The organism is Acinetobacter terrae (assembly GCF_002135195.1).
Lineage (GTDB): Bacteria > Pseudomonadota > Gammaproteobacteria > Pseudomonadales > Moraxellaceae > Acinetobacter > Acinetobacter terrae.
Genome location: NZ_NEGF01000008.1, coordinates 67,450 through 93,539, shown reverse-complemented (window position 1 = coordinate 93,539; position 26,090 = coordinate 67,450). Strand labels below are relative to the sequence as shown.

The 26,090-nt window shown below is 40.6% G+C and carries 24 protein-coding genes and 1 tRNA gene; 16 read left to right on the top strand and 9 right to left on the bottom strand.

Annotation, left to right across the window (positions count from 1 at the left end):
• From B9T23_RS10325 to B9T23_RS10305, 5 genes are read left to right on the top strand one after another with little or no spacing between them, the layout of a single operon-like run.
• The gene (locus B9T23_RS10325; protein ID WP_086194084.1) at positions 1 to 1,200 is read left to right on the top strand and encodes a beta-ketoacyl-[acyl-carrier-protein] synthase family protein; all 1,200 of its coding nucleotides are present in this window, start codon (positions 1 to 3) and stop codon (positions 1,198 to 1,200) included.
• Entirely contained in the window at positions 1,197 to 1,634 is a 438-nt protein-coding gene (locus B9T23_RS10320) for an ApeP family dehydratase (RefSeq protein ID WP_086194042.1), read from the top strand. Before B9T23_RS10325 ends, B9T23_RS10320 begins: the two co-directional genes overlap by 4 nt.
• Positions 1,631 to 2,356 carry a 3-ketoacyl-ACP reductase FabG2 gene (locus tag B9T23_RS10315; protein WP_086194041.1) on the top strand — a complete coding sequence of 242 codons (726 nt, stop codon included), beginning with the start codon at positions 1,631 to 1,633 and terminating at the stop codon, positions 2,354 to 2,356. Before B9T23_RS10320 ends, B9T23_RS10315 begins: the two co-directional genes overlap by 4 nt.
• On the top strand, positions 2,356 to 3,576 hold the full coding sequence (locus B9T23_RS10310; protein ID WP_086194040.1) for a beta-ketoacyl-ACP synthase: 1,221 nt from the start codon (positions 2,356 to 2,358) through the stop codon (positions 3,574 to 3,576). Before B9T23_RS10315 ends, B9T23_RS10310 begins: the two co-directional genes overlap by 1 nt.
• A 22-nt stretch (positions 3,577 to 3,598) precedes the next feature.
• Positions 3,599 to 4,033: an excinuclease gene (locus tag B9T23_RS10305; protein WP_143222515.1), complete on the top strand. Its 435-nt coding sequence runs from the start codon at positions 3,599 to 3,601 to the stop codon at positions 4,031 to 4,033.
• A 139-nt stretch (positions 4,034 to 4,172) separates the two neighbouring features.
• On the opposite strand, the gene secF is transcribed toward B9T23_RS10305, so the two are convergent.
• The 7 genes from secF to queA form a co-directional block, all read right to left on the bottom strand.
• Positions 4,173 to 5,144, bottom strand: a complete 972-nt coding sequence (secF, locus tag B9T23_RS10300) for a protein translocase subunit SecF (RefSeq protein ID WP_086194039.1) — start codon at positions 5,142 to 5,144, stop codon at positions 4,173 to 4,175.
• A gap of 8 nt (positions 5,145 to 5,152) precedes the next feature.
• Positions 5,153 to 7,054: a protein translocase subunit SecD gene (gene secD / locus B9T23_RS10295; RefSeq protein ID WP_067722951.1), complete on the bottom strand. Its 1,902-nt coding sequence runs from the start codon at positions 7,052 to 7,054 to the stop codon at positions 5,153 to 5,155.
• 51 nt (positions 7,055 to 7,105) lie between these two features.
• Complete coding sequence (gene yajC, locus B9T23_RS10290) at positions 7,106 to 7,435, bottom strand: preprotein translocase subunit YajC (protein WP_067722948.1); 330 nt, start codon at positions 7,433 to 7,435, stop codon at positions 7,106 to 7,108.
• Positions 7,436 to 7,541: 106 nt separating this feature from the next.
• Entirely contained in the window at positions 7,542 to 8,672 is a 1,131-nt protein-coding gene (tgt, locus tag B9T23_RS10285; RefSeq protein ID WP_086194038.1) for a tRNA guanosine(34) transglycosylase Tgt, read from the bottom strand.
• 310 nt (positions 8,673 to 8,982) lie between these two features.
• Positions 8,983 to 9,549, bottom strand: coding sequence for a LemA family protein (locus B9T23_RS10280; protein ID WP_086194037.1), 567 nt, complete (start codon positions 9,547 to 9,549; stop codon positions 8,983 to 8,985).
• A gap of 28 nt (positions 9,550 to 9,577) precedes the next feature.
• On the bottom strand, positions 9,578 to 10,606 hold the full coding sequence (locus B9T23_RS10275; protein WP_086194036.1) for a hypothetical protein: 1,029 nt from the start codon (positions 10,604 to 10,606) through the stop codon (positions 9,578 to 9,580).
• A gap of 26 nt (positions 10,607 to 10,632) precedes the next feature.
• A complete protein-coding gene (gene queA, locus B9T23_RS10270; RefSeq protein WP_086194035.1) occupies positions 10,633 to 11,670 on the bottom strand; it encodes a tRNA preQ1(34) S-adenosylmethionine ribosyltransferase-isomerase QueA in 1,038 nt (345 codons plus the stop codon).
• Positions 11,671 to 11,864: 194 nt separating this feature from the next.
• Here queA and B9T23_RS10265 point away from each other — a divergent pair.
• From B9T23_RS10265 to B9T23_RS10240, 6 genes are all read left to right on the top strand, one after another.
• Positions 11,865 to 11,951, top strand: a tRNA-Leu gene (locus tag B9T23_RS10265).
• A 234-nt stretch (positions 11,952 to 12,185) separates the two neighbouring features.
• Positions 12,186 to 13,457, top strand: coding sequence for a sensor histidine kinase (locus tag B9T23_RS10260; protein ID WP_086194034.1), 1,272 nt, complete (start codon positions 12,186 to 12,188; stop codon positions 13,455 to 13,457).
• A gap of 82 nt (positions 13,458 to 13,539) precedes the next feature.
• The gene (glnE, locus tag B9T23_RS10255; RefSeq protein WP_086194033.1) at positions 13,540 to 16,284 is read left to right on the top strand and encodes a bifunctional [glutamate--ammonia ligase]-adenylyl-L-tyrosine phosphorylase/[glutamate--ammonia-ligase] adenylyltransferase; all 2,745 of its coding nucleotides are present in this window, start codon (positions 13,540 to 13,542) and stop codon (positions 16,282 to 16,284) included.
• A 34-nt stretch (positions 16,285 to 16,318) separates the two neighbouring features.
• Entirely contained in the window at positions 16,319 to 17,245 is a 927-nt protein-coding gene (locus tag B9T23_RS10250; RefSeq protein WP_086194032.1) for a branched-chain amino acid transaminase, read from the top strand.
• Positions 17,246 to 17,336: 91 nt separating this feature from the next.
• Entirely contained in the window at positions 17,337 to 18,227 is an 891-nt protein-coding gene (locus B9T23_RS10245) for a mitochondrial fission ELM1 family protein (protein WP_086194031.1), read from the top strand.
• Between the two features lie 46 nt (positions 18,228 to 18,273).
• Positions 18,274 to 19,047 (top strand): polysaccharide deacetylase family protein, encoded by a 774-nt coding sequence (locus B9T23_RS10240; protein ID WP_407640423.1) that lies wholly within the window; start codon positions 18,274 to 18,276, stop codon positions 19,045 to 19,047.
• A 9-nt stretch (positions 19,048 to 19,056) separates the two neighbouring features.
• Here the strand turns inward: B9T23_RS10240 and B9T23_RS10235 are convergent, their stop codons facing one another.
• The gene (locus B9T23_RS10235; RefSeq protein ID WP_086194029.1) at positions 19,057 to 19,983 is read right to left on the bottom strand and encodes a glycosyltransferase family 2 protein; all 927 of its coding nucleotides are present in this window, start codon (positions 19,981 to 19,983) and stop codon (positions 19,057 to 19,059) included.
• Positions 19,980 to 20,981: an ELM1/GtrOC1 family putative glycosyltransferase gene (locus B9T23_RS10230; protein WP_086194028.1), complete on the bottom strand. Its 1,002-nt coding sequence runs from the start codon at positions 20,979 to 20,981 to the stop codon at positions 19,980 to 19,982. Before B9T23_RS10230 ends, B9T23_RS10235 begins: the two co-directional genes overlap by 4 nt.
• 58 nt (positions 20,982 to 21,039) lie before the next feature.
• On the opposite strand from B9T23_RS10230, the gene B9T23_RS10225 reads away from it, so the two are divergent.
• The 5 genes from B9T23_RS10225 (at position 21,040) to B9T23_RS10205 (ending at position 26,074) form a co-directional block, all read left to right on the top strand.
• Positions 21,040 to 22,101 (top strand): glycosyltransferase family 4 protein, encoded by a 1,062-nt coding sequence (locus tag B9T23_RS10225; RefSeq protein ID WP_086194027.1) that lies wholly within the window; start codon positions 21,040 to 21,042, stop codon positions 22,099 to 22,101.
• A 61-nt stretch (positions 22,102 to 22,162) separates the two neighbouring features.
• On the top strand, positions 22,163 to 23,221 hold the full coding sequence (rfbB, locus tag B9T23_RS10220; RefSeq protein WP_086194082.1) for a dTDP-glucose 4,6-dehydratase: 1,059 nt from the start codon (positions 22,163 to 22,165) through the stop codon (positions 23,219 to 23,221).
• On the top strand, positions 23,221 to 24,099 hold the full coding sequence (gene rfbA, locus B9T23_RS10215) for a glucose-1-phosphate thymidylyltransferase RfbA (protein WP_086194026.1): 879 nt from the start codon (positions 23,221 to 23,223) through the stop codon (positions 24,097 to 24,099). Before rfbB ends, rfbA begins: the two co-directional genes overlap by 1 nt.
• Before the next feature lie 2 nt (positions 24,100 to 24,101).
• The gene (locus B9T23_RS10210; RefSeq protein WP_086194025.1) at positions 24,102 to 24,962 is read left to right on the top strand and encodes a WxcM-like domain-containing protein; all 861 of its coding nucleotides are present in this window, start codon (positions 24,102 to 24,104) and stop codon (positions 24,960 to 24,962) included.
• A complete protein-coding gene (locus B9T23_RS10205) occupies positions 24,959 to 26,074 on the top strand; it encodes a DegT/DnrJ/EryC1/StrS family aminotransferase (RefSeq protein WP_086194024.1) in 1,116 nt (371 codons plus the stop codon). The genes B9T23_RS10210 and B9T23_RS10205 overlap by 4 nt, the downstream gene beginning before the upstream one ends.
• Positions 26,075 to 26,090 lie beyond the last annotated feature (16 nt).

Sequence of the window (26,090 nt, the reverse complement as noted above, 5' to 3'; positions counted from 1 at the left end):
ATGGGTGATCAAATCAGTACACAACATCCTGCAGTCGGAATTCAGTTTAGTGTCGGTTTGTCGGCATTAGGAAATACGGCTGAACAGATGAAACAGGCGCTGACTAGCCAGCAAAATACTTTGAGCCTGGTTTCAGGATTTATTCCAGAAAAACAGGTTTGGGTGGGCGCATATCAACAGCCTTTAATTGAAAATATTCCAGCATTTTTGCAGGATGTGGATTCGCGTAATTTACGTTTTGCCTTAACTGCTTTAAGTTCCATTGAAACCGCAGTACGTGACTATACGGCGCAATTCGATCGCAAACGTTTGGCAATTATTTTGGGCACATCTACCTCTGGTATTGCGGACAATGAAAAAGTTCTGAAACAATATTTTGTCAATCAGGCTGAGGTTGAAGTCCAACACTGCAAACAGGAAATGGGCAGTCTGGCCAAAGCCTTACAGATGTATCTGGGGTGGGAAGGTCCAGCATACACCATTTCTACCGCTTGCTCCTCAAGTGCCAAAGCCATGGCGGCAGGACAACGTTTGATTAATGCTGATCTAGCCGATGCTGTTCTGGTGGGTGGTGTCGATACTTTATGTCAGCTGACCTTGAATGGATTTAATAGTCTGGAAAGCCTGTCCAATGGTCTTTGTCAGCCCTGTGGTGCGCAACGTGATGGGATTAATATTGGTGAAGCAGCGGGCTTGTTTTTATTGTCCAAAGAGACTGCACCTGTCATGTTGATGGCAGCGGGTGAATCGATGGATGCCTGGCATATTTCCGCACCGCATCCTGAAGGAAAAGGTGCTGCTGAAGCCATGCAAAAAGCTCTAGATATGGCAGGCGTAACAGCCAGTGATATTGGCTATTTAAATATGCACGGTACGGCAACACCACAAAATGATGCTATGGAAATTAAAGCGGTTCATACCGTATTTCAATCCTATGATGTTCCAATCAGCAGTACCAAACATAAAACAGGGCATTGTCTGGGCGCAGCAGGTGCGATTGAAACGGTGATTTGTCAGCAGGTTTTGGCTGATCAGTCATGGTTGCCACTGCATCACTCCGGGAACATTGACCCGAAACTGGATGAGCAGAATTATGTATTGGATGCCACGCTGCAACAGCCAATTCATTATGTAATGAGTAATTCATTTGCTTTTGGCGGCAGTAATATCAGTCTGATTTTTGGAACAAAACTGAAATGATGGATGCAGTACAGTTTATCCCGCATGAAAAGCCGATGGTGTTTGTTGATCACTTGATTGAAGCCAATGAAAATTTTGCCATAACGGAATTGGTAATTCGACCTGAGCTAATGTTTTGTGAAGCTGAAGGCTTACCGACTTGGACTAGTATTGAATTGATGGCGCAGACCATCAGTGCCTATGCAGGACATAAAGGTCAGATGCTGGGCTTGCCGCCAAAAATTGGTTTTTTATTGGGTACCCGTAAAATGCAGTTGCCTGTGCCTTATTTTGCTTTAGGTGAAACCGTACGGATTAAAGCGGAACAAGGTTATTTGCATGAAGGGTTGGGGCAGTTTAATTGTGAAATCGAGTATCAAGAACATCATTTTAGTGCCATGTTGAGTGTGTTTGAACCGCCAGAAATTGAAGAAAATATTGGGAAGTCAGAGTGAGTAGAAGAATTTTAGTAACCGGCTCAAGCCGCGGAATTGGTAAAGCCATTGCCTTGCAATTGGCGCAATCAGGTTTCGATGTCACTGTACATGCACGATCCAGACAACAAGAAGCAGAGCAGGTGGTACAGGAAATTCAGGCTTTGGGACAATCCAGTCATGTCATTTTATTTGATGTGAATGACCGCGAAAATGTCATGCAATTGCTTGAGCAAGATGTTGCGGAATATGGGGCATTTTATGGTGTAGTGCTGAATGCCGGTTTAACCCGTGATGCAGCATTTCCGGCTTTAACCGACAGTGACTGGGATGAAGTCATCTCTACATCTCTGGATGGTTTTTACAACGTATTAAAGCCCTTAGTTATGCCGATGATTCGCCTGAAAAAAGGCGGACGTATTGTGACGATGTCTTCTGTTTCAGGCTTGATGGGCAATCGTGGTCAGGTGAATTACAGTGCGGCTAAAGCCGGTTTAATTGGCGCGACCAAAGCTTTGGCACTTGAACTGGCGAAACGAAAAATTACCGTGAACTGTGTGGCGCCGGGTTTAATTGAAACCGAAATGGTCACTGAAGAAGTGAAAGAACATGCCTTAAAAATGATTCCATTACAACGCATGGGGCATGTCGATGAAGTGGCAAAAGTGGTGAAATTTTTATGCAGTGATGATGCAAGTTATATCACGCGTCAGGTGATCTCTGTGAATGGAGGTTTGATTTGATGAAACGTGTTGTGGTCACAGGCATGGCCGGCATTACCTCTTTAGGTGAAACGGCAGATCAGATTTTCACTCAGTTTGAACAGGGTAAAAGTGGCATTCGCTACATGCCCGAATGGGAGGTATTTAGCGATTTACGCAGTAAATTAGCCGGTCCAGTCGAATCCTATACCATTCCCAAACATTTTAACCGCAAAGCGACACGTGGTATGGGTCGAGTTGCCTTGATGTCTACCGTATGCGCTGAAAAAGCTCTTGAAGATGCAGCTCTGTTAAATGATCCGATCTTAAACAGTGGTCAAACCGGTGTGGCATTTGGCTCATCGGCGGGTAGTGTCGATGCGATTGGCGAGTTTAGCAGCATGTTGCTTGATAACAACATGAACAAACTCAATGCGACGACCTATATCCGTATGATGTCGCATACCAGTGCGGTCAACATGACGGTGTATTTTGGCTTAAAAGGCTTAACTTTGCCGACATCCAGTGCCTGTACTTCAGGTTCAATGGCGATTGGTCAGGCCTATGAAGCGATTAAATACGGCAAGCAGACGGTGATGCTGGCAGGTGGTGCCGAGGAACTGAGTGCCGCAGGTTCGGCAGTGTTTGATGTATTGCTGGCCACCAGCGGTCAAAATGAACATCCGGAAAAAACACCGCGTCCATTCGATGCAAAACGTGATGGCTTGGTGGTGGGTGAAGGTGCAGGCTGTTTAATTTTAGAAGAATATGAACATGCCAAAGCACGTGGCGCCAAAATTTATGCAGAAATCATCGGTTATGGCAGTAATACCGACGGTCAGCATGTAACACGTCCAGATGCTGAAATGATGGGACGCTGTATGGAATGGGCATTGTCGGATGCACAACTCCAGGCCGACCAAATTGATTATGTGAATGCGCATGGCACATCGACCGATCAGGGAGATATTGCAGAAACTCAGGCAACCGCAAGAATTTTGGGCAAGAAACCGATCAGCTCGCTGAAAAGTTATTTCGGGCATACTTTAGGGGCATGCGGTGCGATAGAAGCGTGGCTGAGTATTGAAATGATGCAGCGTAGCCAGTTTGTTCCCACATTAAATTTAGAAGAAATAGATACAGCATGTGGCGATCTGGATTACATCGTGAATGATTCTAGAAAGATCAATGCCGACATCATCATGAGCAATAATTTTGCTTTTGGAGGAATTAATACCTCCCTTATTTTTAAACGGGTTTAACAACAACAAGAGGGTAAAAATCATGTTAATGAAAAAATTAACACTTATAGCCGCATTATGTTTTGGTGGGGTAGTTTCAGCTCAGGCTGCAGATACTGCACATAATCTGGATTTTAAAAGTGCCGTTGAACGTGCCGTTGCAGATGGAACCTTAGATGGTTCTGTGAAGTTCTATCTGGCGGGAACCAAGTCTGGCGGTAAAGTGGTGCAAAAAGATGCGGTGACCAATAAAAAAACCAATGCTTTCGCCAAATCTGCAGAAACAGCCTGTGATCACGTCTTACGTTCTGCATTAATCCAGTTACAAAATACGGCAAAAGCGCAAGGGGTCAACTCTGTTACCAATATTGTCAGCTATTTCAAAGCGAATGAAACTAAAAGCACCACTACCTATCAGTGTTTTAAAGGCATGGCAGTGGCAAGCGTTGCTTTAAAAGCGGATCTGGTTAAGTTCTAAGTTTAGGCAATTCCATTGAGCTTTTGAGCAAACCCAAATGAATTAATTTTCGACCCCATTTTTGCTGCAACATAAAAAAGCCCATCTTCGGATGGGCTTTTTTATGTCAAGTTGAAGCTGATCTGGCTTTAAAGAGAAATTATTTAGGAATTTCTTCTTCTTCAAATTCAGGTTTAACCTGCACAATGAAGTCTTGACGATTCAGACCACGCCATAGGGCAAAGGCAGTACCAATATAAATTGAAGAATAAGTACCGACAAATACACCAATAAACATGGCTACAGAGAACCAATGTAAACCTTCACCACCAAGGAACATCATTGCAAGTACTACAAGCAATAAGGTCATTGAGGTATGAATGGTGCGGCGTAGGGTTTCTGTCAAAGAAATATCGATAATTTCACGCGGGGTTGCGCCACGGATCTTACGGAAATTTTCACGAATACGATCCGATACCACAATGTTATCGTTTAACGAGAAGCCTAAAAGTGCCAGAATTGCAGCCAATACGGTTAAGTCAAAAGGCCATTGCATCAGGGCAAAAATACCCACTGTTACAAGCACGTCATGGAATAACGAAAGTACCGCACCTACCGCCAGCTTGAATTCAAAACGAATCGTGACGTATACCAGCATTAACAGTAATGCTAGCGCGACAGCACCTGCAGATCGAATATATAGCTCGTTCCCGACTTGACCACCGACAGCGTCCACTTTGTGAACTTCAGCAGCATTATTCGGCAATTGGGCCGCTTTGCTAATTGCGTTACTTAGATCTTCCACTTCAAGGTCTTGAGGGGGCATACGCACTAAAAGGTCTTTATTACTACCGAGGGTTTGCACCACAGCATCTTTAAAACCTGCTTGATTTAACGCTTTAACCACTTCAGATTGGTTCGCCGGTTGAGCGTAATTTAACTCTGCAGAAACACCGCCGGTAAAGTCTAAACCCAGGTTTAAACCTTTGGTCACAATAAAGAACAGACTTGCAATCGTTAAAATGATGGAGAAAATTGCCGCTGGTTTGGCAATTTTCATAAACGGAATTATTCGTTCATCATCTGGGCGACCGTATTTTTTTGAGTCAGGTTGAGTCATATCAGTCATCATAGATCTCCTTAAATGCTCAACTTCTTCAAGTTACGTTTTTTACCATAAATGAGCTGTACGATTGCACGGGTTACTGTAATTGCAGTAAACATCGAGCAAATAATACCGATCATTAATGTCACGGCGAAGCCTTTGATAGGACCTGTACCGATGGCAAAAAGAATAAACGCAACCAGGAACGTGGTTAAGTTCGAGTCAAAAATGGTGTTATAGGCTCGGTCATAACCCGCGACAATCGCTTGTTTTGGCGAGGCTCCCCATTTCATCTCTTCCCTTATTCGCTCACAGATCAGTACGTTGGCATCCACCGCCATACCAATGGTGATCACGATACCGGCAATACCCGGAAGGGTCAGTGAAGCACCAATCCATGACATGACAGTCAGGATCATTGCCAAATTGGCAAGCAGGGCAAAGTTAGCAATCACACCGAATAGACGGAAGAATACCACCATCCAGATTGCAACCAGGATGAAACCAATTTGAGTCGATAACACACCTTTGTCGATGTTTTCTTGACCCAGGCTTGGACCCACCACACGTTCTTCAACAAAGTACATTGGCGCAGCCAAAGCACCTGCACGAAGCATCAGCGCAAGTTCAGCCGCTTCTTGTGGTGAATCCAGACCAGTAATACGGAACTGAGAACCCAATACGGCTTGAATGGTTGCCGCATTAATCACGACAGATTCTGCATAAGGCGTACGCACTTCAGTTTGTGCACCAGTTACAGGATCGGGTACATAGCTGATTTTTTGCTTGTTCTCGATGAACAATACCGCCATGCGTTTACCAACCGCAGTACGTGTTGCATCTGACATCAGCTTGCCGCCAGCGCTGTCTAAAGTAATATTTACTTCAGCGCCACCGCTATCTTGGCTAAAGCCACTTGATGCATTTTGTACACGTTCACCGGTAAGAATACGGTTACGGTTCAATAATAATTCGCGGCCACTATCCAGTGATTCATAAGCAAAAATTTCTGTACCTGGAGGTAATGCCTGACCAGTCGATTTACCGGTATACGGATCGATATACTGGTCATTCAAATCAGAAACCAGACGGAATTCCAGGTTCGCTGTACGACCCAAGACACGTTTTGCTTCGGCAGTATCCTGAACACCCGGAAGTTCAACCACAATGCGATTGCTACCTTGGGTTTGAACCAATGCTTCCGCTACACCCAACTCGTTAATACGGTTACGTAAAGTGGTTAAGTTTTGATTCACCGCATAAGACTGAATTTCTTGCTTACGGACATCGGTATAGTTCAGACGTAAAGTTGAACCTGACTCTGATGCAATCGCTTGTTGAGTGAATTCATTGCCATTACGACGCAAGAAGTCCATAACCGCATCACGATCACTGTTATTTGCAAACTGCACAGTAATGGTGTTGTTATTCAACGCAAGGCTATTGAATTTCAGCTTGTTGTCACGCAATTGACGACGCAAATCAGTCGCAGATGTTTCCATACGCTGACTGATGGCTTTGTCCATATCCACTTCAAGCAAGAAGTGCACACCACCACGTAAATCCAGACCCAATTTCATTGGTTTTGCACCAATTTTTTGTAGCCATTCAGGAGTGGTTGGCGCAAGGTTCAATGCAACAACATAATTATCGCCAAGTCCACGACGTAATACTTCTTTGGCTTTTAACTGTGCTTCAGAGGTATCGAGACGCAAAAGGGCAGCATTATTGCTAAAGCTGTTGTCATGGCTTGGAATTTTTTCACTTTCTAATAATTGCTCTGCTTTTTGTACGATGCTTTGATCAATTTGGGTACCGGCTTTGGCACCCGAAATTTGAACAGCAGGTTCATCGGGATACAAACTAGGCAGGGCATATAATGTGCTAATCATCAAAACCACGATGATCAGCAGATATTTCCATGCTGGGTAACGCATTTGTTTTCTTCTTAAAATGAAAAAGTCGTGCTAGGGCACGACTTTTTTTGATTAAAGATTATTTAATGTGCCTTCAGGAAGAACTGAAATCACACTTGCACGCTGAACTTTTACTTCTACGCCACGGCTTAATTCAACCACTGCAAAATCACCTTCAATTTTAGTGATTTTACCCATTAAACCGCCTGCAAAAACGACTTCACTACCTACACCTAGGCTTTCAACCAGGGTGCGGTGTTCTTTAGCGCGTTTTGCTTGAGGGCGCCAAATGAGGAAATAGAAAATTGCGACAAATACTGCAATCATCAAAAGGTTAGTTACCAAACTTGGTTGGGTTGCAGCTTCACCCGCTGCGTGAGCAGTAGAAATAAAAAGGCTCATTTCATTTTCCTAAAATAAAAAACTGTATATCAACAATATGATGATAAATAAAATAACTTGTTCAGCAATTTACCCTGTCTTTTTCTTCAGCGCAAATGCTGAAAGATTAATCTTCAGGACAAGGAGGTACTTCTAGACCACGACATGCATAAAATTCTTGGACATATTGATCAAAAGTACCATTATCTAACGCATCACGGATGTCTTGTGTAAATCTTTGGTAATAACGCAGGTTATGAATTGTACCGAGCATAGAACCGAGCATTTCACCGCATTTTTCCAAATGGAATAAGTACGAGCGAGTGAAATTCTGGCAAGTGTAACAGTCGCATTGTGGATCAAGCGGACTTTGGTCATGACGATATTTCGCATTACGAATACGTACCAAACCATTCGTCACAAAATAATGACCGTTACGTGCATTACGTGTTGGCATCACACAGTCAAACATGTCGACACCGCGACGAATCGCTTCAACGATATCTTCCGGTTTGCCGACACCCATCAGGTAACGCGGTTTGTCTTCAGGCATTTTCACAGGAAGATAATCAAGTACCTTGATCATTTCTTCTTTTGGTTCACCCACAGAAAGACCACCAATGGCAAAACCATCAAAATCAATTTCTTTTAAACCATTGAGTGATTCATCACGAAGATCTTCGTACATGCCACCCTGGATAATACCGAACAAGGCATTTTTATTTTTGAGTACATCATGATGTTGAGTTTTGCAGCGTTTTGCCCAGCGTAGCGAGAGTTGCAATGATTTTTGCGCTTCCTCACGGGTTGCTGGATAAGGCGTACATTCATCAAAAATCATCACGATATCTGAATTCAAGGTATGTTGAATATCCATTGAAATTTCAGGTGATAAGAAGACTTTAGAGCCATCAATAGGCGAACGGAAAGTCACACCATCTTCTTTGATCTTACGCATTGCACCCAGACTGAAAACCTGGAAGCCGCCTGAATCGGTTAAAATCGGTTTATTCCATTTCATGAACTCGTGCAAGCCACCATGTTCACGAATTACGTCTAAACCTGGACGCAAGTAAAGGTGGAAAGTATTACCCAAAATAATTTGAGCTTTAATATCTTCAATATCACGTGGGAGCATGCCTTTAACAGTACCGTAGGTACCAACAGGCATAAACACCGGCGTTTCAATCACGCCATGTTCAAGCGTTAAACGACCACGACGGGCACGACCCGACTGACCTAATTTCTCAAACTTCATAAAATATCCTGAACAAGAGCAAAGCACTGCGTGCAGTGCAAGAGCGAATAAACAGTTCGCCGCTAAAAGTTGGCTATTTTCCTAGATTACGCACATAAACGCCAGCGTTGTCGAATTTTAACTCGATACTTTCCTTTTCACGGTATATGGGGGAAGTGATCATGATTCCGCAAAGTCAGGCTGTGGCTTGCATGGTATGTGTTCTCACATGAGCTTTATTCTTTTTATGAAGTTAATATTTTTTTTAAATTATAGTTTTTGGACTTCTTGCGGTTATTTATGAAGGGTGAATACAAGAAGTCCTGAGCTGTTAAAAATTAGGTCGATAGTCAAAATTTTGGGTAACCGCTTGATCTCGAAAGGGACGAATGGCTTTTTTACCCATGGTCATGGTATTGACAATGTTATTGGGGAAAACCTGAATATGGTTGTTAAACAGCTCCACATTACGGTTAAAAATGGTAATGGCTGCGCCAACATTTTCATTTTGTTCTTCAATTTCATTCATCATTTTTAGATAAATTTCATTGGCTTTCAGTTCAGGATAGTTCTCCACCACAACATTGAGACTACGCATCAATTCTTTATTCAAGCTTTCAATGCGTTGTAATTGAGATACATCGGTATTATTGATATTCAGATTTAAAATATTCTGACGCAGTTCAGTCACTTTTTCTAAAGTACCTTTTTCAAAACCTGAATATTGTTCCACTAAAGGCTGTAAGCCATCCAGAATTTTAATTTTCTGACGTTCATAGCTGGCCACATCTGACCAGGCACGTACAGAAGCATTGTGATGACGAACAATATTATTGCGAATCATGATACATGCAACGACCACGGCAATGATCAATAGCAAAAAAATTAACAGCCCCATTTATATGTCCCCAAAACATCCAACCTTGTTATTTTAAAAAGTGCGTTAAGTCACGCTGTAAGCTTTCTAAATAAGGTAATTTAAAAGTGCGTAAGTGTCCACGTAATGCCGAAATATCTTGAATTTTTTTAGCTTGTGTCGATATTTTAAATAAATCAGCAGGACCTAAAAAGCATAAGGTATGGCTCGTGGGATGGAATATTAAATCGCCCTGACGCTGGGCAAAAAAATCAGCCAATTTCAGTACAAATGCCGGTGTGAGTAATTTCGCAGTTTGCATTTCATCACTGCCAAAAATGTTTAATTTTTCATTGGTCTGAATATCACTGGTATGCCAAGGAAAACTATAAGGATAATAAAAGTTCTTGCGTGCCGTGGTGATAGCGAGACCTTGGATCTCTACATCAAAAATGAATACACCCCATAAATCTTTATGGACTTCTTTCACTTTGACATCATTGCCATCTTTATCACGGACGCGGACTTCATTGACAAAATGATATTGAAAAACCATGACTTGATGTTCTTTGCCTTCCTCATCTGCCCAGACCGTACTGGCATAATAAGGAATATCGTTAGAGAGAGTACCTTGATTAAACACCGGAAACAGTCGTTTTAAATGGGCAATGAATAAAACCGGTTGCAGCGGAACAGAAATAAGTTGTGGTTGTTGCTGGAAGGCTAACTGGTATTTTTTAGCGATAGTCTGTTGTTCTAAATATTCAATCACATCATCAATGGGCTTTTTATCTTCATAACTGATATAGGCCCAGAAAATCATAAATAGTCCGGTCACCAGACAAATCTGTAGCCAGATATTGGTCGGGAGAATAAAAATCAGCAGCATAAAAAAAAGTCCCAGCGCAGCTAAAAGTAGCGGTAAGACATTTTCAAATTTGAGCACGATCGGTGCATTCCACGGATGCAAACCATCTAGGATGTCTTGCTGGGTTTGAGCTTGCCGGCCAATCTCCCATAGCCGCGCAATATTCTGAAAAACCCGTTCATTTTTTTTACGTCTAATATGAATCGAATGTTTAACAGTATCGAGCGGCATGGTGTGCTTCTTTTTATCGGCAAATATTAAGGCGTAATTTTATCAATCAGCATGGCATCGCCATAACTAAAGAAACGGTATTGGGCTTCTACAGCATGATGATAGGCATTTAAAATATTATCACGATTCGACAATGCTGAAACGAGCATTAATAAGGTGGATTCAGGTAAATGGAAGTTGGTAATTAAACGATCCACCACTTTAAAATCATAACCTGGATAGATGAAAATTTGTGTATCGCCTGTCCATGCATCTAATGTGCCGCCATGCGCTTGAGCTGCACTTTCAATGGCACGCGTTGCTGTTGTTCCGACCGAAATGACTTTATTGCCACGAGCTTTGGTTTGACGAATCAGTTCAACAGTATGTTCTGGAACATCACACCATTCACTGTGCATAATGTGGTTTTGAATGTCGGTGGTACGGACCGGCAAGAATGTACCTGCACCCACATGTAACGTCACAAAAGTTTTTTGAATACCTTTGGCTTCAAGCTTTTCCAATAAGTCTTGGTCGAAGTGCAGGCTAGCGGTGGGTGCTGCGACGCTTGCCAATTTTGTCGGGTCATTAAATACGGTTTGGTAGCGTTCGGTATCAATGGCTTCTGCTTCACGGTTGAAATAAGGCGGAATCGGTAAAGCACCGTATTGATCCAAGACATCTAAAATCGGTTGTGAAAACTGGACAATAAACAAGTTTTCGTGGCGACCTTGCACCGTTACTTTTACCGCATCTTCACCAATAAAAAGTTCAGCACCGGCTTTAGGCGAGTTGCTGGCTTTAATGTGGCAGTGTGCAATGTATTTGTCCTGCATCCGCTCCACTAAAACTTCTACAGCACCACCCGAGGCACGTTTGCCTTTCAGGCGTGCTTTCATCACTTTGGTGTCATTTAAAATCAGTAAGTCACCAGAATCGAGTAAATCAAGAATGTCGGTAAAATGACAGTCGTGATATTGCCCTTGATGATCCAAGTGCAAAAGACGTGAAGCGCTACGCGTATCTAGAGGGTAGCGAGCAATGAGTTCGTCAGGGAGATCAAAGTTAAAGTCAGAAAGTTGCATCTTCAATGTATAAAAATAAGAAAAACGTCCGCATTATAGTCCTGAAAAGGGTAAACCAGATGATATCTGATGCTTTTTAAGACAAAGTTTTTGCTTTTGCTATAAAAGTGATCAATTGATTCAATTAGATAATTGACAATTCTAAGTTTGATAGTAATATAGCCACCACAAGCTAATTAGCTTGTAGCCCCTTTCCCGAGGTGGTGAAATTGGTAGACGCGGCGGACTCAAAATCCGCTGTCAGAGATGACGTGTCGGTTCGAGTCCGACCCTCGGGACCAGATTAAAAAAACCCCAAGCCAGTACTAAAGGCTTGGGGTTTTTTATTATCTAAAGAAAATTTCTGACTAAATTTTGAATAAAGAATAACTAAAAAGCAAATCTGCCTTAAATTGTCACTTTTGATCTGTTTGTGTCTTTTTTCATTGTGTTCTATGTGAAAGTTTGTTAATAAAGTTAAGGGGAATAGTTAGTTTTTTTTATCAATAGGGGTAAAACAAATTTACGAGGCAGATATGAAAATGCAGTTACTCGAAATAGGCTCGGAAACTGAGCAACTCAGTGCATGTAGAATATCGTTATTGCTTGGTGTTTTTACTTCGGAAAATCGTGTCGAAGGTTTTTTAAAGTTTGCGCGCGGCATTCTGCAAGCAGAGCGTGGCATTCTTGCTTTTCATCATGAACCCTATATTTGGTATTCTGCACCTGAATCGTTTAAAGCGTTTCATGCGCAAAAAGAAGCTAATTTAGTCTCCTTTTTTGAAGGCGATACTATTCTCACAACAAAACATAAGAACTATGCTGCTTTTTCTCAACATGTGCATGATTTGGGTGTTGGGCATAACCGAATTGTCGGTTTCGATTTAAAAATTAATAAAACAGAGTCTATTGGACAAGTCCTTTTATTCGATGAGCAGACTGAAGCCTTTAATGAGGCAAATTTACAGCTGGTGCATGAATTTGCCATGAGCCTGATTAATATCATTGAATTACGTTCAAACTATGCAGAGCTGAAAGAATTATATGAACAGCAATCTGCTTTAAATTTCAGTAAAACCAAGTTTTTTCAAATTATTGCGCATGATCTGCGTGCGCCATTTCATGGCTTAATCGGTTTCTCGGAAGTGTTGGCTCAAGAGCGAGAAACACTGGATGATGCTAATATTCAGAGTATTGCCGATTATTTATTGGACACTTCACAGTCGACCTATAATCTTTTGGAAAGTTTATTGAATTGGGCTATGGCAGAAGGTGGGCGCTTTGTTTACCACCCGATTAATTTTAATTTAAAACAATCCTCAAAAATTGTTTTTGATGTCTTGAATAGCTTGGCGGTTAAGAAAAATATCCAGCTGATTGATCAAGTGCCTGACGATATAAAAGTCTATGCCGATATTAATATGGTGACCTCTGTTTTACAGAACCTGGTTTCAAATGCACTGAAATTCACCCATGTCGATGGTACCGGGAAAGTCACCATTCATGCAGAACAATCCGCACAGTATGTTGATATATACATTCAAGATACCGGTTTGGGAATGACTCAACAGCAGATTGACGAGCTTTTCCAACCCCGCTTAACGGTAAGTTTTAAAGGCACTGCCGGTGAGAAAGGCATGGGATTGGGCTTGGTGTTATGTCAACGTTTCGTCGATTTGAATCAAGGCAAAATTTCTGTGCAATCCAAAGAAGGTACGGGGACGACGTTTAAAGTCTCTTTACCGACAGCCCTGAATGCGCATCAAACTTTATCTTTGAATGGCATGAAGCAAGCCATTACTGAATAAATCAGAACAGAATGCTAAATTTATTTTCCACTATTTCTTTTCAGCTGATATAACTAGAAAAAACTCGGCTGAAGGTTTGAAAATGAATGCGGAACAATTGCACAAAACATTACGTGCTAGCCAATACGCAGAACAAGTATTGGGAAATCATGCAGTACTCCTCGAACAAGATTATGCAATTGACCAATTTCTCGTTCCTTTAAGCACTAATCAAATCCAGAATTTTGTTGATACTGCTTTAGACAACATCACCGATGAAAGCACATGGATGCGTGCCATTCGTGTTCTTCGCGCACGTTTGATGTTTCGCTGGATTTGGCAAGATGCCAATCAACTTACCGATGTGGTCAAGTTGACCCGTGAGCTTTCAGACTTTGCCGATGCATCTATTTGTGCAGCAAAAAAATTCGCAAGAGTTCCTCTGGTTGCAAAGCACGGAGAGCCGATGGGTTACAACGGTACAGTGCAAGATTTAATTGTGGTCGCCATGGGTAAACTGGGTGCTCAAGAACTTAATCTTTCAAGTGATATAGATCTTATTTTTGCCTTTGATGAGCAAGGTGAAACCAATGGTCGTAAATGCATTGATGTACAGCAGTTCTGTATTTTGTGGGGACAGAAACTGATTTATCTGCTGGATCATATGACCGCAGATGGGTTTGTATTCCGTGTCGATATGCGTTTGCGTCCATGGGGTGATGGTTCGGCACTGGCGATTAGTCATGTTGCGTTGGAAAAATACTTAAGTCAGCATGGGCGTGAATGGGAACGTTATGCCTGGATTAAGGCGCGTATTGTGACTGGTGGAAAAGAAGGCAGTGAACTTCTGGATATGACCCGACCTTTCGTGTTCCGTAAATATGTTGATTACACCGCATTTGAAGCTATGCGTGAAATGAAGGCAATGATTGAGCGCGAAGTACTGCGCCGTAATATTGAAGATGACATTAAGCTTGGTGCAGGTGGTATTCGTGAAGTCGAATTTATTGTTCAGGTTTTTCAGCTGATTTACGGTGGCTCAAAGCTTGAATTGCAAGATCGTCAATGTTTAGTCAGCCTGCATCATTTGGGTGAGGTGGGTTTGCTAGATGTGCAAGCCGTGGCTGAACTGGAAGATGCGTATTTATTCCTGCGCCGTGTTGAACATGCCATCCAAGCCTTGAATGATCAGCAAACCCAGTCCTTACCGAGTGAGCCTGATTTACGTCAGCGTATGATTGAAACTTTAGGCTTTGCTGATTGGGAGTTCTTCATTGCATTTCTGAATCAGAAACGCGCGAAAGTTATTTTTCAGTTTGAACACCTGATTAAAGAAAAAGAACCTGATCCATTAATAGAAAGCTTTACCCAGCTGGAAAAACAACTCAATGATGTTTTGGATGACAATGCAAAAAATCTCATCCATGAATTTTGGTATGGACATGCACTAAAGAAATTGCCTGCTAAAGCAGTGCAACGCTTAAAAACCTTTTGGCCGCATCTCATTGAAGCCATTTTGCAGTCGGATAAACCGCAAGTGGCATTATTACGCTTAATGCCGTTAGTTGAATCGGTGATGCGTCGGACAGTGTATCTGGTGATGCTGATTGAAAGCAAAGGGGCGCTGCAGCGTCTGGTGAAAATGTCTACCGTTAGCCCATGGATATGTGAAGAACTCACCCATTATCCAGTGTTGTTGGATGAATTCTTGTCGATGGATTTTGAATTGCCTAAACGTCAGGATTTGGAAGATTCACTCCGACAACAACTGCTACGCATTGAAATTGATCAAGTAGAAGATCAAATGCGAGTTCTGAGATTATTCAAAAAATCCAATGTCTTGGCGGTTGCAGCCAGTGATGTTTTAGCCGAAAGCCCATTGATGAAAGTGTCAGATGCATTAACCGATATTGCAGAAGTCTCGGTCAATGCAACATTACATTTGGCTTATCAAATTACTGCAAAAAAACATGGTTATCCGCTTGATGCCGAGGGACAGCGTTGTTCACTTGATCACATGGCATTTGTCGTGGCAGGCTATGGAAAGCTTGGTGGGATTGAGATGGGCTACGGCTCCGATCTGGATCTGGTGTTTATTCATTATATGAGTGAACAGGGCGATACTGATGGCCAGAAACCGATTAGTGGGTTCGAGTTTGCCATGCGGGTTGCTCAAAAGTTGATGTCGCTGATGACCACGCAAACTCTGGATGGTCGAGTCTATGAAATTGATACCCGTTTGCGTCCATCGGGTGAGGCGGGGTTATTGGTGACCAGTCTAAAAGCCTTTGAGCAGTATCAGTTGAAAAGTGCCTGGGTATGGGAACATCAGGCTTTAGTTCGTGCACGATCTATTGCTGGTGAAAAAAGTTTACGTGAAAAATTTGAAGCATTACGGTGCCTTATTTTGACCCAACCACGGGATGAAGCCAAAGTTCGGGAAGAAGTTTTGAAGATGCGCCAAAAAATGAAAGACCATTTAGGTTCATCGAAAGAACAGCAAAAAGATGGAATTTTTCATTTAAAACAGGACGCAGGTGGTATCGTTGATATCGAATTTATGGCACAGTATGCGGTGTTAGCCTGGAGTGGGTCGAATCCCGATCTCGCCCATTACTCCGACAATGTACGAATCCTTGAAGATGCCGCAAAAGCAGGTTGCTTATCCAGCGACGACGCGACAGCATTGATTCAAGCTTATCTCAGTGAACGAGCCGAGAGCCACCGTTTAGCCCTTGCGAATCAATCCATGCAAGTGAATGCTGCGGACTGGCACGATACCCGCGTGATCGTTTGCAAGTTATGGCAAAGATTAATTGATCCAACTGCAAATATTTGCATTGGATAAAGATGACTGTGTATAAAAATTTGGAGAGTGCGCCATGAACTTGGCTGATCGTGATGGTTTTATTTGGCAAGATGGACAAATGGTTGATTGGCGTGAGGCAAAAATCCACGTCTTAACACATACCTTACATTACAGTATGGGTGTGTTTGAAGGTGTCCGTGCTTATGAGACCCCTAACGGAACTGCGATTTTCCGTCTTCAGGATCATACAAAACGTTTGCTCAACTCTGCAAAAATTTATCAAATGAAAGTTCCATTTGATCAAAAAACTCTAGAGCAAGCTCAAATTGATGTCGTACGTGAAAATAAACTGGCGTCTTGCTATTTGCGTCCAATTATCTTTATCGGTTCTGAAAAATTGGGTATCGCTGCAACTGACAATACCATTCATGCCACTGTGGCTGCATGGAGCTGGGGTGCTTACCTTGGCGATGAAGCGATGGCGAAAGGTATTCGTGTTAAGACTTCATCATTTACCCATCATCATCCTAACGTGACGATGTGTAAGGCAAAAGCATCAGGTAACTATACTTTATCTATTCTTGCACACCAAGAAGTTGCACATTCTGGTTACGACGAAGCAATGTTGATGGACCCACAAGGCTATGTATGTCAGGGTTCAGGTGAAAACGTATTCTTGGTAAAAGATGGTGCTTTGCATACACCAGATATCGCTGGCGGTGCTTTGGACGGTATTACGCGTCAAACCATTATTACCATTGCCAAAGACTTGGGCTATGAAGTGTTTGAACGTCGTATCACCCGTGATGAATTTTACATTGGTGATGAAGCCTTCTTTACTGGTACTGCTGCGGAAGTGACGCCAATTCGTGAATATGATGATCGCGAAATTGGTTGTGGTTCACGTGGTCCAATCACTACACAAATTCAAAAAGCATTCTTTGATGCAGTTCAGGGTAAAGATCCTAAATATGCACATTGGTTGACTTACGTAAAATAAGTTGATCAGCTAAGATCAAAAGGCGAAAACTCGGTTTTCGCCTTTTTTATTGATTAAGATTTAAGTTTATTTTCTTTTAAGGATACTTTTTATGCATATTGTCTATGTCAGTGATGGCAAAGCAGGGCATCGCTCACAAGCAATTGGCTTATGTAAAGCGATGCAAAGACAAAGTGCGGATGAAGTCACCTTCGAAGAAGTATCCATAGATCAATTGCCAGTTTTTAGCTTATTGTCAGCAATTTTTAACAAGAACATTACAGCGCTACAGCAGCAGCCTGATTATATTTTTGGTGTAGGCAGTCATACCCAGTTGCGCGTTTTACTGCTCGGTCGGGTATATCCTCAGGCGAAAACCGTGATTTTAATGAAACCGAATTTTCCGGTTACCTGGTTTGATTATGCAATTATTCCTGAACATGATGGTGTTGAGGCATCGAAGCATGTGATCACCACAAAAGGTGCTCTAAATCCAATTGTGAATGAACAGAGACATCAGCAAAATAGATTTTTAATTGCACTCGGTGGATCATCCAAGCGACATCAGTGGAATGAAGCAAAAGTTTTAGATTCAATTCAGCAAATAGTTGATCTGCATCCTCAAGCTGAGATTATTCTGACTACTTCACGACGTACACCGAAAGAATTTTTAGATCATTTGAATGAAAAAGCATTTGCAACAAAGCTAAAAATATTTCCTGTTGAGCAGACACCGCAAGGCTGGATTTTTGAAGAAATGCAGAAGGCAGAAGCGGTTTGGGTGACTGAAGATAGTGTTTCGATGATTTTTGAGGCATTAACAGCGGGATGTCAGGTGGGTGTGATCAAGATTGATCATTTGAAACAAGACCGCATTACTCAATCCGTAGATCAAATTATTCAATCTAATTTGGTTTCCGTGAGTGCTTCAATTCAAGAGTTACCTGAACCTCATGCTTTTAAAGAAGCAGAGCGTGTGGCAACATATCTCTTAGCCAAATAATTAGGTTTAAACTGTGATTTATTTTTTTCTTCTATTGCTGATTCTCATGATTGCATTTAGTTATAAATATGCGTGGTGGAAACCAGCAGTAGATTGGAAACGTCCTCGGGTTTTAATGTATCACATGGTCAGAGACCATATTGATGGTGCGAAGTTTAATAAATTGCGTGTTAAACCGACTGAATTTGAAAAACAGGTCGCGTGGATGAAAGCCGAAGGTTTTCATTTTGTCACCATGCAGGAATTACAAGCCAATTGGGGTAAGCATCCTGAAAAAACCGTCGCGATTACCTTTGATGATGGTTATCTGGATAACCTGGAAAATGCCTATCCAATTTTAGAAAAATACCAAGCTAAAGCGACTATTTATGTAGTGGTTGATCGTCATGATCGTGATTGGTCAACTTATAAGAAAGCCCATCATAATAGTGGTGAACTGGCTCGTGAACCTAAATTGAATGATGAGCACGTGAAGTTTTTGGCACAAAGTGGTTGGGTAGAGATAGGCTCACATACTATGACTCATGCGAATCTTGATAAATTAGATGACGTTGAATGCTTAAATGAACTATCTGAATCTAAAGTTCAACTGGAACAATTAACCAATATGTCTGTTACAAGTTTTGCTTATCCCTTTGGTATTTATTCGGAACGTGATGTAGAAATCGCAAAACAGGTCGGCTATAGCAATGCTGTAACCACAAACGAAGGCATAGATTCAGAGCAGCCTGATTTTATGCAGTTACAGCGCATTAAAATCAGTGGTAAAGATTCGATGTTTACCGTGAAATTACGTCTTAAATTGGGTAAACGTGCTTAATTGTCCTGTTTACGGTGAAATTTTGCGTACATGGTCGAGCTGATTAAAATATTCAATTAAATGTTGATGGTGTTTATCCCAGGTTTTTAAGGGATTCATCCGGCTACCCAAATAAATCAGTACATCTGAAAAGCGTTGCTGAGGGGTCTTGCGAATACTTTTCCAATAGGTAGATAATGCTTTTTTCACCAGAATCGTTTTATTTTCTTGGTCAATTTCGGGATAATTATTTAAAAAATCATGAATGGTAAAAAACATATCGAAGTGTTGTTGTTCGAGGTGACGCGAGAGGCGATTTTCACCTCGAACACGTTTCGTTTCTTCGCTATCTAAGATTACAAAAACACTGTGTAGGTCAGTGGAAATAATTTTTTTGGAATGTTTACCCAAGTTTAATGCTAAAGATTCATCTTGAATAAACAAATGTTCATTACAGCCACCAGCTTTTAGAAACAGCTCACGCGTACACATCACACACATTTGCATAATATTATTTTTCAACATGTAATTAAGCACATTGGTACTACTTTTCCACACGGTAGCAGTGTGTTTTTGAATTTCATTCAGATCGTGGATTTTAACTTTTTTTGCATAACATAGATCTGCCTGTTGTTTTTGCATTTCTTTTAAAAAAACATGCAGGTGATTTGGAGCCAGAACATCATCCGAATCCATAAAAAAAAGATAATCTCCAGTGGCTGCAAATCCTCCCTGATTTAACCGAATTGCCGGCCCTTTATTCTCGGTGTTTTGAATCACTTTTATTTTAGGATAGGTACGCACAATATATTCGGCATTTTTTACCCATTCAGGATCACTGGAATGATCATCCACTACAATAATTTCATGCACGATATCATCCCACGGCTGCAAAGACTCAATTGTGCGGTTAAGTAGCAAACCCTTATTAAAGTGAGTGAGAACAATAGAAATCATGGGTGAACGTCCAGATGATGTTGAATGGCGGCGATGATGGGGTGGCTTAGGTTTAATTTGGCTAAATTACGTTGTTTGGGTAGGCTAAAGGTCTCATTCAGAGCTTGTCTGCTCATGAGTCCCTCGTCCAGGTATTTTTTATTTAAGGCTTCGAATACAGAGTTTGGCGTGTAAATGGAAGAGATAAAGCGTCCTGACTGAATGGCTTCAGCAAGCATGGAGGTGCTGTCTTCAGTAACAAAAATATAGCTGGAGAGCTGTATAAGTTCACTGAATTTTTTCGATTGGGGATCATGAATAAGCTGGAGCTGAACATTGGCATTGTTTTTAAGCGTATTCCAGGTTAACGCCAAGTCAGGTGTTCTTCGTGAATTGGTAATGTAAGCGGTAAGATGATGATCTGAACATAATTTCAAGAATTTCGAAATAATAATTTCATAGTCTGTGGTTTGAAAAGGATGTTCTGTTGTTGGTCCACCCAAGACCAGTAACGCAGACTTTAAATCAAGAGGGTTAGTTTGAAGTTGAGTAAACTCTTTTTTTACCGGGGGGGTGGCCAAGACCACTTGTTGAGCCTGAATATTCTGTGGCAGTGCGGTAATGGTACATTGAATTAATGCATCATTCACTTTTCTTGTATCACCGGCATAGTAAATAGGTACATGATAGGTGCGACTTAAATAAATTGCATACAGTAAATTAGGCATGCCAGAACAAATGATTAAATCGTAATGCTGCTGAATTACAGTATTTTTATAAATGATTCGGGCAAAGCGGTCGAATAGTACTGGATACCAAGATAATTTTTTTAATAAGCTGACGCACCATTTTTTTAAATCTGGCGTTCTTATTTGATTAATTTTTGTTTCAAAACTTTCTGCAATTTGATCACAAACACCTAAACTTGGATTGAGATGACCTGCCCGTTGATCATGAACAATGAGAATTGATAATGTAGGTTTTGGCAGCATGGGTAAATTGTGTTTATGGAATTTCATTATATAATAGCAAGTTTTTAATTAAATTTACTTATCGTAATAACGATAAAATAGGGTTATGACCAAAAGTCTCAAAATTGTAAATAGTGTATTTGGCGATGCCTCAGGTGGGCGTTGGAATGCGATGATGAATATGAGTAATGCCCTAGAGAGTAAAGGGCATAAGCTTATCGTTGTTGCCAGTCAAGACAATAAAAAATTAGACCACTATGGAAGAAAGATTGAATACTTTTCAAACTCTGGTTTTTATGATTTTTGGTCCGCTTATAAGATTAAAAGATGGTTAGATAAGGAACGACCTGACGTTATTCTTGCCCATAGTGGCAGAGCAGTTTGCCTTTTTAAAAATGCGATGCTATTCGGCGGAAAAGAGATTCCGGTCATTGCAATAAATCACAGTCATAATGTCAAACGAACTGTGCGCGCTGATGGCTTTATACACATTACACCGCATGTCGCTGAATGTGTTGCAGAGGCTTCAGGTAAAAAAGGAATTGATCTATCCAAAAAACCACAAGCTGTTATATCTAATTTGGTTTATTTGCCCGAGCAAAAACCTATATTTTCCTCATCTTTAAAAAATCCACCTGTTTTGGGCATCATGACGCGTTTAGTAGATTACAAGGGAACTCATCTGTTAATTGATGCTGTTGCCCTATTAAAGCAAAAAGGATGTGATGTCCGGTTGCTTATAGCCGGTGAAGGTGAAGAAAAGAATATTTTAATGGAGCAGACTAGCCGTTTGGGCTTAAAAGATCAGATTGAATTTTTAGGCTGGATTGGTGGGGATGCAAAAATAAAATTTTATCAAGACATTGATATTGCGGTTGTACCCACCATGAATGACACCCAACCTTTGGCTATTTTAGATGCTTTTTCCTGGGGCAAGCCTGTAGTGGCTAGTGATCATATTAGTGTACAGCAAATTATTCGTGATGGTGAAAATGGCTTAATGGCGAAGTGCGGTGATTCTGAGAGTTTAGCTGAAAAGATTTATTTTTTAATCGAAAATCCAAATAAATTTAAAAAATATGCAGAAACAGCATTTTCTGAAGTAATTGATGAATATCAATTTTCAAAAATAGCAGAAAAACTGAATAAATTTTTATTAAGTATCTAAATTTATTAGAATTTAGAGAGAAATAGAATATAATCCATCGATTATATAAGGGGGTATTATGATTAAGTTTCTGGTTACAGGTGGCGCAGGCTTTATTGGCTCTGCGGTTGTGCGCTACATTATCAATCATACGCAGGATGAAGTCTTGAATATTGATAAGCTGACCTATGCTGGTAATTTAGAATCTCTTGCAGAAATAGAAAATAATCCCCGTTATTCATTTAAGCAAATAGATATTTGTGACACTGTTGCTTTGGAGCAGGCGCTAAAAGATTTTCAACCTGATGTGATCATGCATTTAGCGGCTGAATCTCATGTAGATCGTTCAATTGATGGTCCGGCAGCATTTATTCAAACTAATATTGTGGGAACCTATACGCTTTTAGAAGCAGCCCGAAAATATTGGTTAACTTTAGATGCAGATAAAAAGAAGAGTTTTCGTTTCCACCATATCTCTACAGATGAGGTTTACGGTGATTTAGAAGGAACCACAGATTTATTCACAGAAAAAACGTCATACGAACCAAGTTCACCTTATTCTGCGAGTAAAGCCAGTTCAGATCATCTGGTTCGGGCCTGGTATAGAACATATGGTCTACCGACGATTGTGACCAATTGTTCCAATAATTATGGTCCTTATCATTTCCCAGAAAAGCTGATTCCTTTAATGATTTTGAATGCTTTAGATGGAAAGGCATTACCTGTGTATGGAAATGGTCAACAAATTCGTGACTGGCTATTTGTCGAAGATCATGCAAAGGCATTATATCGGGTGGCATCGCAAGGCAAAATAGCGGAAACCTATAACATTGGCGGCCATAATGAAAAGCAGAATATCAAAGTCGTAAAGACCATATGTACATTACTCGATGAGTTAAAGCCACGAGAAGATCAGCAGTCTTATACATCTTTAATTACTTATGTAACAGACCGTCCTGGGCATGATGTACGTTATGCGATTGATGCCTCAAAAATCGCTAGTGAGTTGGATTGGAGGCCTGAAGAAACCTTTGAAACAGGCCTGCGTAAAACAGTAGAATGGTATTTAAATAATTTACAGTGGTGCCGCCGTGTGCAGGATGGCAGCTATCAGCGCGAAAGATTAGGTGTTCAATCATAATGTCTATACATACTAAAGGGATTATTCTGGCTGGCGGTTCCGGTACACGTTTATATCCAATTACCAAGGGTATGTCGAAGCAGCTTCTGCCAATTTATGATAAACCGATGATCTATTATCCACTTTCGGTACTAATGCTGGCAGGTATTCGGGAGGTCTTGATTATTACGACCCCTGAAGATAAGGAAAATTTTGAACGCCTACTTGGAGATGGCTCTCAATTTGGCATAGATTTAAAATATGCAGTTCAGCCAAGTCCGGATGGTTTGGCACAAGCGTTTATTATTGGTGAAGACTTTATTGGCAACAGTAATGTCTGTTTAGTGCTTGGCGATAATATTTTTTATGGTCAAGGCTTTACACCTATGCTGAAACAAGCCATTGCACGTGAAAAAGGTGCAACGGTATTTGGTTATCAAGTCAAAGACCCTGAACGCTTTGGAGTGGTTGAATTTGATGATCAAAAGCGTGCAGTTTCATTAGAAGAAAAACCAAAAAATCCAAAGTCTAATTTTGCGGTTACTGGCTTATATTTTTATGATAATGATGTTATTCAAATTGCGAAACAGGTGAAACCATCAGAGCGCGGTGAGTTGGAAATTACTACAGTGAACCAAATGTATTTGGAGCGAGGCGATTTAAATGTTGAACTGCTGGGACGCGGTTTTGCATGGCTCGATACCGGTACTCATGAAAGTTTATTGCAAGCGGCACAATTCGTTGAAACACTGGAAAAACGTCAAGGCTACAAAGTAGCATGTCTTGAAGAGATTGCATTTAATCAAGGCTGGTTGACTATAGAACAAGTTTTAGATATTGGCAAAAGTATGAGTAAAAATAACTACGGTCAATATTTGATTTCGTTGGTAAGTGAATAAGGATGAGTTTAATACAGTGGATTGAGTTACCTAATTTAGGCGATCATCGAGGTAGCCTTGTTGTTGCCGAAGCGAATAAAAATATCCCTTTCAATATTCAGAGGCTCTATTATATTTTTGGTGCACATTCTGATGTTCCTCGCGGATTTCATGCACATAAACAACTACAGCAAATTGCTTTTTGCATTCAGGGTAGTTGTAAAATATTGATGGATAATGGCAAACAAAAGCAAGAAGTAATATTGTCTCAATCTAATCGAGGGTTAAAAATTCCACCTATGGTGTGGCATGAAATGCATGATTTTTCAGAGGATTGTGTTCTGCTTGTTCTGGCCAGTGAATACTATGACGAATCGGATTACATCCGTGATTATCAAGAATTTTTAAAAGAAGTACATAAACCTTTTATTCATCCTTTGGCTGATGTGCAAAGTTCACAAATAGGTGAAGATAGCCATGTTTGGCAATATAGCGTGATTCTAGCTAAAGCTAAAATTGGGAAAAATTGTAATATTTGTGCACATACCTTAATTGAAAATGACGTGGTGCTAGGTAATAATGTAACAGTGAAATCAGGCGTATTCATTTGGGATGGTATTACAGTCCAAGATAATGTATTTATTGGCCCTAATGTTACTTTTACCAATGATAAACATCCTCGCTCTAAACAATATCCAGAAGAGTTTCTAAGAACTATTATTGAAGAAGGAGCAAGTATTGGTGCGAATGCAACCATCTTACCCGGTATTAAAATTGGTCAAAAATCTATGATTGGAGCAGGAGCAGTTGTGACCAAAGATGTTCCCCCAAAGGCAATAGTGATTGGTAATCCCGCTTTTATTAAAGGTTTTATAACAGAATGATCCCATTTCTTGATTTAAAAAAGATCAATCATCAATACCGCGAAGAATTGATCGAGGCCTGTACTCGTGTTATTGATTCGGGTTGGTATATTGGCGGTCAAGAGCTGGAAAATTTTGAACAAAATTTTGCAGAATATTGTGGTACTAAATTTGCTATAGGTGTAGCAAATGGTCTGGATGCCTTAATTCTAACTTTACGTGTATGGAAAGAGTTAGGCAAACTTCAGGATGGTGATGAAATTATTGTGCCTGCTAATACTTATATTGCGAGTATTTTGGCAATTACGGCAAATAACCTAATACCTGTATTGATAGAACCAGATAAGAATACTTTTAATATTTCTATTGATGCAATTCAATCAGCAATTACTGTAAAGACTAAAGTGATCTTACCTGTTCATTTATATGGACAATTAGCAGATATGCCAAAAATTATGCAGATCGCTAAACAACACCATTTATTGGTGTTAGAAGATTCAGCGCAAGCTCATGGTGCTGAAGTTGAGGGCATTAAAGCTGGGAATTGGGGTGATGCTTCAGGGTTCAGCTTTTATCCAGGTAAAAACTTGGGGGCTTTAGGTGATGCGGGGGCAGTAACAACTAATGATGCAGAACTAGCAAATATGTTGAAAGCCTTGAGAAATTATGGCTCGCATGAAAAATATAAAAATTTGGTACCGGGCGTAAACAGCCGTTTAGATGAAATACAAGCAGCAATGTTAGATATAAAGTTAAAATATCTGGATCAAGAAATCACTCATCGCCGTCAAATTGCCAATTTGTATTTATCTAAAATAAGAAACTCATATATTAAATTACCTTTAGATAAAATAAATGCAAGCGAGTATAAGCAACACGTATGGCATTTATTTGTGATTCAAACGCAATATCGAGATGAGTTGCAACAGTATTTATTTGAGAATGGCGTGCAAACATTAATTCATTATCCAATTCCTCCTCATAGGCAGCAAGCTTATAAAGAATGGAATAATTTGAGTTTTCCTGAGACTGAGAGTATTCATCAGCAGGTGTTAAGTTTGCCTATGGGGCCGACAATATCCTTTGAAGAAGCTGAAACAGTTATAAATTTATGTAATAATTTTACAAAGTAATAAATTATTTACGAGA

Excerpts from the sequence above, each read along its gene's own strand:
- B9T23_RS10230 (WP_086194028.1), bottom strand. The coding sequence starts at position 20,981 with ATGAAATTCCATAAACACAATTTACCCATGCTGCCAAAACCTACATTA.
- B9T23_RS10305 (WP_143222515.1), top strand. The coding sequence starts at position 3,599 with ATGTTAATGAAAAAATTAACACTTATAGCCGCATTATGTTTTGGTGGG.
- queA (WP_086194035.1), bottom strand. The coding sequence starts at position 11,670 with ATGCAACTTTCTGACTTTAACTTTGATCTCCCTGACGAACTCATTGCT.
- B9T23_RS10310 (WP_086194040.1), top strand. The coding sequence starts at position 2,356 with ATGAAACGTGTTGTGGTCACAGGCATGGCCGGCATTACCTCTTTAGGT.
- glnE (WP_086194033.1), top strand. The coding sequence starts at position 13,540 with ATGAATGCGGAACAATTGCACAAAACATTACGTGCTAGCCAATACGCA.
- B9T23_RS10280 (WP_086194037.1), bottom strand. The coding sequence starts at position 9,549 with ATGGGGCTGTTAATTTTTTTGCTATTGATCATTGCCGTGGTCGTTGCA.
- yajC (WP_067722948.1), bottom strand. The coding sequence starts at position 7,435 with ATGAGCCTTTTTATTTCTACTGCTCACGCAGCGGGTGAAGCTGCAACC.
- secD (WP_067722951.1), bottom strand. The coding sequence starts at position 7,054 with ATGCGTTACCCAGCATGGAAATATCTGCTGATCATCGTGGTTTTGATG.
- B9T23_RS10205 (WP_086194024.1), top strand. The coding sequence starts at position 24,959 with ATGATCCCATTTCTTGATTTAAAAAAGATCAATCATCAATACCGCGAA.
- B9T23_RS10245 (WP_086194031.1), top strand. The coding sequence starts at position 17,337 with ATGCATATTGTCTATGTCAGTGATGGCAAAGCAGGGCATCGCTCACAA.
- secF (WP_086194039.1), bottom strand. The coding sequence starts at position 5,144 with ATGATGACTGATATGACTCAACCTGACTCAAAAAAATACGGTCGCCCA.
- B9T23_RS10225 (WP_086194027.1), top strand. The coding sequence starts at position 21,040 with ATGACCAAAAGTCTCAAAATTGTAAATAGTGTATTTGGCGATGCCTCA.
- rfbA (WP_086194026.1), top strand. The coding sequence starts at position 23,221 with ATGTCTATACATACTAAAGGGATTATTCTGGCTGGCGGTTCCGGTACA.
- tgt (WP_086194038.1), bottom strand. The coding sequence starts at position 8,672 with ATGAAGTTTGAGAAATTAGGTCAGTCGGGTCGTGCCCGTCGTGGTCGT.
- B9T23_RS10250 (WP_086194032.1), top strand. The coding sequence starts at position 16,319 with ATGAACTTGGCTGATCGTGATGGTTTTATTTGGCAAGATGGACAAATG.
- B9T23_RS10325 (WP_086194084.1), top strand. The coding sequence starts at position 1 with ATGGGTGATCAAATCAGTACACAACATCCTGCAGTCGGAATTCAGTTT.
- B9T23_RS10320 (WP_086194042.1), top strand. The coding sequence starts at position 1,197 with ATGATGGATGCAGTACAGTTTATCCCGCATGAAAAGCCGATGGTGTTT.
- B9T23_RS10235 (WP_086194029.1), bottom strand. The coding sequence starts at position 19,983 with ATGATTTCTATTGTTCTCACTCACTTTAATAAGGGTTTGCTACTTAAC.
- B9T23_RS10240 (WP_407640423.1), top strand. The coding sequence starts at position 18,274 with ATGATTGCATTTAGTTATAAATATGCGTGGTGGAAACCAGCAGTAGAT.
- B9T23_RS10275 (WP_086194036.1), bottom strand. The coding sequence starts at position 10,606 with ATGCCGCTCGATACTGTTAAACATTCGATTCATATTAGACGTAAAAAA.
- B9T23_RS10260 (WP_086194034.1), top strand. The coding sequence starts at position 12,186 with ATGAAAATGCAGTTACTCGAAATAGGCTCGGAAACTGAGCAACTCAGT.
- B9T23_RS10210 (WP_086194025.1), top strand. The coding sequence starts at position 24,102 with ATGAGTTTAATACAGTGGATTGAGTTACCTAATTTAGGCGATCATCGA.